The 8,356-nt window shown below is 54.4% G+C and carries 3 protein-coding genes; 2 read left to right on the top strand and 1 reads right to left on the bottom strand.

Annotation, left to right across the window (positions count from 1 at the left end):
- Positions 1-656 precede the first annotated feature (656 nt).
- Both carA and carB read left to right on the top strand, forming a co-directional pair.
- Entirely contained in the window at positions 657-1,862 is a 1,206-nt protein-coding gene (gene carA / locus PG728_RS07045) for a glutamine-hydrolyzing carbamoyl-phosphate synthase small subunit (RefSeq protein WP_270626664.1), read from the top strand.
- Positions 1,846-5,142 (top strand): carbamoyl-phosphate synthase large subunit, encoded by a 3,297-nt coding sequence (gene carB, locus PG728_RS07040; RefSeq protein ID WP_270626662.1) that lies wholly within the window; start codon positions 1,846-1,848, stop codon positions 5,140-5,142. The genes carA and carB overlap by 17 nt, the downstream gene beginning before the upstream one ends.
- Before the next feature lie 99 nt (positions 5,143-5,241).
- On the opposite strand, the gene PG728_RS07035 is transcribed toward carB, so the two are convergent.
- A complete protein-coding gene (locus PG728_RS07035) occupies positions 5,242-8,313 on the bottom strand; it encodes a hypothetical protein (RefSeq protein ID WP_270626660.1) in 3,072 nt (1,023 codons plus the stop codon).
- Positions 8,314-8,356 lie beyond the last annotated feature (43 nt).

The following is an 8,356-nucleotide window of genomic DNA, read 5'->3' as shown; positions in this document are numbered from 1 at the left end:
GCTGGCTTTTTTTGCCGATTTTTTGACTGAATCACCCTCCCGCGATATGAATACCCTCAGGTGACAAACCTGCCCTCCCAGAATCGAGTTACCCTCCCGTAACCTAATCACTTTCCCGGCACCACGTATTTAAGGGACAAGACCACCCTCCAGCGACAGAATTGCCCTCCGGGGTTGGTGTTTTTGGGTGGATAATTCGTATTTTTCTTGTCTGTGGAGGGTGTTTCTGTTTGTGGAGGGCGTTATTGTCTATGGAGGGTGCTTTTGCTCGCGTTTCTTCCTGATACCTGACGAAATCGCCCTCCCGCGACGAAACCACCCTCCCGAGTCGTGTTGGAGTCGCTAGAACCGGGTCTTTTTTACCGCGCTGGAGGGTGATTTTGTCCGGGGAGGGCGCTATTACCCGCTTTTTCTCCTCTTGCCTGACGAAAGTACCCTCCGGAAACCGAATCGCCCTCCGAGGACTAAATCGCTCTCACAGATTTGTGGTTGGGATGCCTCAATCCCCGCATGGACAAAAATCACTTCTGGGCGGATGGGTACGCTATTATTAGGGGCAGTGAAACTCTTAACCATTTGCTCGCGCCCCCTTGGTGCGAGCAATTTTTCTATACGCCCTCGCCCGCAAGGCTCAAGCGTAGAAAAGGAGTAATCGTATGCAGCAGAACTCCTCGGATTTGGCCTTAATCGTGCTGGAGGACGGCTTTATCGCGAAAGGCAAAGCCTGGGGCAAGCGGGGACGCGCCCTGGGGGAAGTAGTGTTCGCGACCGGCATGACCGGATACCAGGAAACCTTGACCGACCCGTCCTATCACCGGCAAATAGTTGTCCAAACCGCACCCCATATCGGCAATACCGGCGTAAATGAGGTTGATCCAGAGTCAAGCCAGGTCTGGGTAGCCGGATACGTGGTGCGAGATGCCGCCCGACGGGCCTCCAATTGGCGCGCTACCGGCGACCTGGAAGACCTACTCAAAGACCAGGACGTGGTGGGTATTTGCGAGGTAGATACCCGCGCCCTCACCCTGCATTTGCGCGAAGCCGGCGCCATGCGGGGCGGAATATTTTCTGGTGATGCTCTCCCGGCGGGGGCTGCCTATCTTGACCAGGCTACCCGCGACCTTTTGGTGTCGGTTGTGCGCGACCAGCCGGTGATGACCGGAGCCGCGTTGGCTGCCGATGTGAGCACCCCGGAAAAATATGTAGTGGAGCCCGCCGGTGAATATGTAGGTAAAGAACCTTTAGCGGTGGTGGCGGCTCTAGATTTGGGGATTAAGGCGCGCACTCCCGAGCAGATGGCGTTGCGCGGAATCCAGGTTCATGTGTTTCCGCAGCACTCTAACTTTGCCGACATTATGTCGGTGAATCCCGATGGGGTGTTTTTCTCTAACGGCCCGGGTGACCCGGCCTCAGCAGACCACGAAGTAGCCTTAGCGAGGGCGGTGCTGGATGCCAGGCTTCCCTTCTTCGGGATCTGTTTCGGGAACCAAATCCTGGGGCGCGCCTTGGGGTATGGAACTTACAAGCTCGCCTATGGTCACCGCGGCGTAAATCAGCCGGTGGTAGATCGCGAAAGTGGGAAAGTGCAGATAACCGCCCATAACCACGGTTTTGCGGTAGATGCCCCGGCTGAACATCCTTCGGTGGCACCTTTTGATGGCGGACGCTATGGGCGGGTAGAAGTATCTCACCTGGCGCTAAATGATGGGGTAGTAGAGGGGTTGCGCGCCCTCGACTTGCCGGCTTTCAGCGTACAGTACCATCCGGAGGCAGCAGCTGGTCCCCACGATGCCCAATATCTCTTTGATAAGTTCCTAACCATGATGCAGGAAGCGAAGGAAAAACATGCCACGCAGAACTGATCTTAAATCCGTCCTAGTTATTGGTTCCGGGCCGATTCAAATCGGTCAGGCCTGCGAATTTGACTATTCCGGGAGCCAAGCCTGCCGCGTGCTCAAAGCGGAAGGGTTGCGGGTCATTTTGGTTAATTCCAACCCGGCAACCATTATGACCGATGCGCAAATGGCGGACGCTACCTATATTGAGCCGATAACCCCGCAGGTGGTGGCGTCGATTATTGAAAAGGAACGCCCAGACGCTCTGCTGCCTACTTTGGGGGGACAGACCGCACTCAACACTGCGATTTCCCTGTCTCAAGATGGCACTTTGGAAAAATACCAGGTAGAACTGATTGGTGCCAGTGCTAAGGCAATCAACGCCGGTGAAGATCGCGAAGAGTTTAAGCAGGTAGTTCACCGCTGCGGAGCGGAAGTGGCTCGTTCTTTCATTGCTCACAACCTGGCTGACTGCCGAGCAGCTGCCGAACAGTTGGGATATCCACTGGTGGTGCGCCCTTCGTTCACGATGGGAGGTATGGGTTCCGGGATTGCCTATAACGAGCAGGATTTGATTCGCATCGCCGGGGGAGGAATGGCTGATTCCATTACCTCCGAGGTTCTGCTGGAAGAATCGATTCTGGGCTGGAAAGAATACGAACTAGAGCTGATGCGCGACAAAGCCGATAACGTGGTCGTGGTTTGCTCTATCGAAAATGTGGATCCGGTAGGGGTACATACCGGCGATTCCATTACGGTGGCTCCCGCGCTTACGCTAACTGACCGGGAGCTGCAGAATCTGCGCGATATCGGGATTAACGTTATCCGGGAAGTCGGCGTTGATACCGGCGGGTGTAATATCCAGTTCGCGGTTCACCCAGATACTGGCCGGGTAGTAGTCATCGAGATGAACCCCCGGGTGTCTCGTTCTTCTGCCCTGGCCTCGAAAGCTACCGGTTTCCCAATTGCGAAGCTGGCCGCAAAATTGGCGCTCGGCTACACCCTGGACGAGATTCCCAACGATATTACCGGCTCGACTCCGGCTTCTTTTGAGCCCACTTTGGACTATGTAGTGGTCAAAGTGCCGCGTTTTGCGTTTGAAAAGTTCCCGGCCGCAGACCCCACCCTAACTACCGCTATGAAGTCGGTAGGCGAAGCGATGGCGCTGGGACGCAACTTTACTGAAGCCCTGCAAAAAGCGATGATTTCGATTGATAAAGCGGGTACCTATTTCCGTTGGGATTTGCCGCTTTCCTCGTCTAAAGAGGAGTTATTAGAGCAGGTAAAGATACCTACGGAGCAGCGCCTGATTCAGGTGATGGACGCGATTAGAGCCGGGGCGAGCCTAGAGGAACTGTATGAAGCTACCCAGATTGATCGCTGGTTCTTAGATCAACTGTTCTTACTGGACGAGGTCGCGCAGCAACTTCACAGCGCCGAAGCGCTCACCCCGCAGCTGCTTACAGAGGCCAAACGCCACGGGTTCTCTGACTTGCAGATTGGGCAGATTCGCAGTGTATCTGACCAGTTAGTACGGGAGGTACGTAAAGCGTTTGGGATTCGCCCGGTCTATAAAACGGTAGATACCTGCGCGGGCGAGTTTCCTGCCCAAACCCCCTACTACTATTCCAGCTATGATTTGACCAGCGAAGTTAAACCGCGTCAGCGCCCAGCGGTGATTATTTTAGGTTCTGGACCGAACCGGATTGGGCAAGGGATTGAGTTCGATTATTCCTGTGTGCACGCCACTCAGGAACTGCAAGCTGACTATGACACGGTGATGGTGAACTGCAACCCGGAAACGGTGTCTACGGACTATGATATTTCTTCCCGCCTCTATTTCGAGCCACTCACTTTTGAGCACGTGATGGAAGTTTACGAGGCAGAATGCGCATCCGGGCCGGTAGCGGGGATGATTGTGCAGCTTGGGGGACAAACCCCGCTTTCACTAGCGTCTCGTCTACAGGCGGCCGGGGTGCCGATTGTGGGTACTCCGCCGAGTGCGATTGATGCCGCAGAAGACCGTGAACTTTTCGGGCGCGTCCTTGATGAGGCGGGGCTGCCTGCTCCTGCCCATGGCACTGCTACTACCCCGCAACAAGCCTTTGAACAGGCTGAAAAGGTTGGCTACCCGGTTTTGGTGCGTCCGTCCTTTGTATTGGGAGGACGAGGAATGGAGATCCTGTATTCACGGGAAGAACTCGACTCCTACCTGCATCGTTACAATCTGTCTGATCCTACGGTAATGACCGGACCGCTGCTGATCGATCGGTTCTTAGATGACGCGGTCGAGATTGACGTGGATGCTCTTTATGATGGTCAAGAGCTATTCCTGGGCGGAGTAATGGAGCATATCGAGGAGGCTGGAATTCACTCGGGTGATTCTTCTTGCGTGTTGCCCCCGATTACCCTGTCGGACGCGATTATTTCCCATATTCGCACCTCGACCGAGAAAATCGCGGCTGGGGTAGGGGTGCGCGGTCTGATCAATATCCAGTACGCCCTGGTCAGCGGGGTGTTGTATGTGATTGAAGCTAATCCTAGAGCTTCGCGCACCGTGCCTTTTGTAGCGAAAGCTACCGGAGTTCCTTTAGCTAGGGCAGCTGCCTTGGTGATGATGGGTTCTTCTATTGCACAGCTGAAACAGCGCGGCTATCTGCCTGCCGATGATTCCGATTTTGCTACCCCCGGTCGCCCGATTGCGGTGAAAGAAGCGGTACTTCCGTTTAAACGTTTCCGGGATAAGGACGGGCGGATAGTCGATACCGTCCTCGGCCCTGAAATGCGCTCTACCGGGGAAGTCATGGGTTATGATCGGGATTTCCCCACTGCCTTTGCCAAGAGCCAAACCGCGGCCTACGGGAATCTTCCCACCTCCGGAACCGTTTTCGTATCCGTCTCTGACCAGGATAAACGATCTTTAGCTTTGCCGGTCTCCCGCCTGTTTGACCTGGGATTTTCGATTATGGCTACTTCCGGTACGGCAGCTTTACTGCGCCGTTACGGAATCCCCCTTACCGAGGTACGTAAGGCCAGTCAGGGGATAGGTCCGGGCGGGGAACAAACGGTTGTGGACATGATTCGCGCCGGGCTAATCGATATGGTGATTAACACTCCGGGAACCTCTGGGGCGAGGGCGGATGGTTACGAAATTCGTACCGCCACCACCTCGGCAGATAAACCGATTATCACCACGATTTCCCAGTTCCAAGCGGCAGTGCAGGCAATTGAAGCTACCCGAAATCGCGCCTATGGGGTCTGTTCGCTGCAGGAATACGATAAAGCTAAAAAGCGGGATGCCAGTTAGCTACCCGCCACCAAACAAACTAGCGAACATGGGTAACTAAGAACCCCAGCGCCCTCGCCCCCTAGTTAGCTAGGGAGCATATTAGGGTTTTCGCTGGTTCTAGCTGCCTAGGCGCTGTTTTGCTACATCATTTTCGGCTAGACGCTGCGCCTGTTCAGTTTGTTGTTTAGCGCGTTGCAGCAAGCGGAGTGCTTCTTGGGTGTCATGGCTACCGGGCTGATCAAGACGCATTAGCGTACGATTTGCTAGGTCTAGCATGGTGCGCGCCGCCACCCCAACATGGGTGGTGTGCACCCCGATATAGTCATCGACAGCTGCCATCAAAATCGCGATTTCTTCGCTGAGCGGGGCAACTTTTTCTTCAAAAGTTAAAGCAGTTTTGACTTTTTCTGCTGCTTGTAAAGCTGCTTCTTCTGCGCTTGCCTGACGAACGATCTTGCGTGCCTGCAACAGAAGATTCTCGGTACGCACAGTAGCTTTTAATACTTCGTTTTCCTGCCCCGTCTTGTCCATAGCTGTTGCGTCTTCAATCAGGTTTTGTGCGCGTGAAAGTAACTTGTGCGCCCCCATGACGTCTTCTCCGATGCGGGCGGCTTTCTGCGGGTCTTGATTTTGGATACGTTCAACAATTAATCGGCATTTAACCAGCTCTTCGCGGCAGTTTACAATTTCACGTTCAAAGGATTGAGTAATCTGTGACACCGGGGTTTGCTGGTGATATAGATTCGTGAAATGGGTAATCTGATCGCGTAGTTTCCGCAGGGGACCAGGCAGGTTAGCGGAAACGATTTGCTGGTTTATAGGACGGGACTGCAATTGAGCGGTCGCGAACTCGCCGAAAGCTGCCCGTACCGCGTCTTGCGCATTTACCAGCGCTAATGCGAATGGTTGGGTTACGGTCTTTCCGGAGCGTTCTTGAGCCAACGCCAGCTTGCTGGCACCTTTACGTACCCAGGAATCAGCCTGTCGCAATCCTTTGGTGAAGTCGGGTTGCTGAGAAACCGATTTGGCTGGTGGTTGGGATGGCTGGTTGGGGGGTAAATGGTTTTCTAGCCCTGGTTTGTGCTCTTGAGGACGCGTAGCCGTTTCGTTTTGGCGGGGCGTTTTCGGAGCTAACGCGGGTTTTGAAAGCGGAGCTGCTGGGCGGGATGTTTGCGTAGACATTTGGGGACTCATATGGATAGCTAGCTGCGGGCTAAGTTGGGGAATTGCCTGAGCCGCTGCGGCAACGGGTACTTGCGGAACAGCTTGCGATACCGCCGGGAGCTTCACTTGGGGGCTACCTTGTGGTGACCATTGGGTCTGGTCTTTGCCAGGATGCGCAGTTTCGGTTTGAAGCTGCTGGTTGGGCGTCCCAGCCCGAACGTGGCTCTCAATATGAGGAGTAGCTGCCGGCGTAAGCTGCGCATTTAAGGGCTGCTCCGCGGCTCGTGGTTTGCCTGGTTGCTGCGCGGGGAGGGAGCTGGTCGATTCCATCCCGGCAGCCCCCTGTAGGGCTGGAATAGGGGCATTTTGGCTCTGGTAGGTAGGCTGTTCAGTTCGCCCCGCAGCTTTGAGCTGTTCTTGTTCCTGGCGGAAACGGCTAGCTGCCTGGGCGCGAGCCTTCGCCCTCGCAATTTCATCGCGACGCTCTTGACCATAGGCTTTAATCTGAGCTGCCGAAGTGACCTGGGTGTCGTCATCATTGGCTTCGGGGGGAAGATAAGTGGTTGTGCCCGGGTTCAAGACTGAGCTATGAGCCGTTGGAGTGGACACTGGGGCTGCAACCGTTGGTAAGGACGCAGAACCGCTGGCAGCTGCCGGTAACGGGGAGAGGGTCGGGGCTTTAAGAGATGCCTGTAGCGACTGGGCGTTATTTCCCGGCTGCGTTTGCACCGGATTATCCCCTGGTCGTGCCGATGGGGCATTACTACCTGATAGGGTGGTGAATCCTGGCGGTGCTGCTTGCGGAGTGACCGGTGGTATCTGCGGCGAGGGTTGTGCCGTGATATTTGCTTCCTGATTGGTGCGGGCGGCAGCCGAGCGCGCCAAAGCTAGCTGATCTAGCTCTGCTAAAGAAGGAACTTTCCCGTTTTCAGATTTAAAATCCGGGCTAAATGGTTGCGCATTAGTCGAGGGCGCAGCGGAAAGCGGAGCCGGAGCGTTTGACTCCTTGCGGGATTGGGTAGAAGTAACTGATAGCGAGGAGGAGGGCGGCTCGTCCTTTAACGCATTGCCAGAAGCTAAAACGTTTTCACCGGTAGATGTCGGCAAAGCCGCTTTACTCAAGGCGGGACTTAACTCCGGTTTTGTTTCACTGCGCCTTGATTTATCTTTCTTCTTACCGCGCCCTAGTTTGCGCCCAAAGCGTCGTTTACGTGGCTCCTCGTCCTCGTCAGTTGCTTGTGAGGTAGCAGCATTAACAAGCACCGTATCTTCTCCGTCGAGAGCAGTAGCTACGTTAGGGGTAACAGCCGAATCTACGCCGGGGGTCGCCGGTGCGCCTGTATACGCGGGGTTGCTGTTTGCTTGCTGGTTGTCCTCAGTTTTAGTCGCAGCTGTGCCCTGGCTCTCTTTGGCTTCTAAATGGTCTTTAGCGCGACGGCGCGCTTTAAGTACCCGGGAAAGCACCACAATCACCACAATCAGGGCGATTAGGAACGCAATCATTGCCCAAGGGGTCACCGATAACCCCAGACCCATTTCCGGGGCTTTATCGGAAAGGGCGTCTAGGAAAGCCAATACCGCCTCGGGATATTTTTGCTGGTTAAGTAGAGGAACCATTTTTCCGGCAGCTAAAGCAGATAAGTCCTCTTGGGAGAGTTTTGCGGCATTATCGGCTGAAGCTAAATACATGGTCTGATTAGGGTTATCCGCTACCACCGAGAGCATATAGGAACCTTGAGGAGCCCCCGATTTTTGCAGAGCCATCAAGTTCCAATTGCTAACGGTGTCGTTGGAATATTCAGAGGGGAATGCCACATATACGTGCAGTCCCGAACGATCTAGGGAAGCTAGGCGCTCTTTAACTTCCTCCGCCTTAGCGCCCATTTTGTTTCCTGGGTCATAAATATGGTTAGAAATTTTTGGTGGTTCTTCCGCGTAAGCCACATTTCCGGTAATAGCGAAACTGGCAAAAAGCGCCGTTATCAGCATTATCGCCAGTAAAGTAGCCTTTTTAACTATTCTCATTTAAGTTTCTCCCTAACTTATGAGACGAGACCGGAGCAGATTA

Source organism: Varibaculum timonense, assembly GCF_027694345.1.
GTDB lineage: Bacteria > Actinomycetota > Actinomycetes > Actinomycetales > Actinomycetaceae > Varibaculum > Varibaculum timonense_A.
This window is presented reverse-complemented; position numbering and strand designations above follow the sequence as displayed.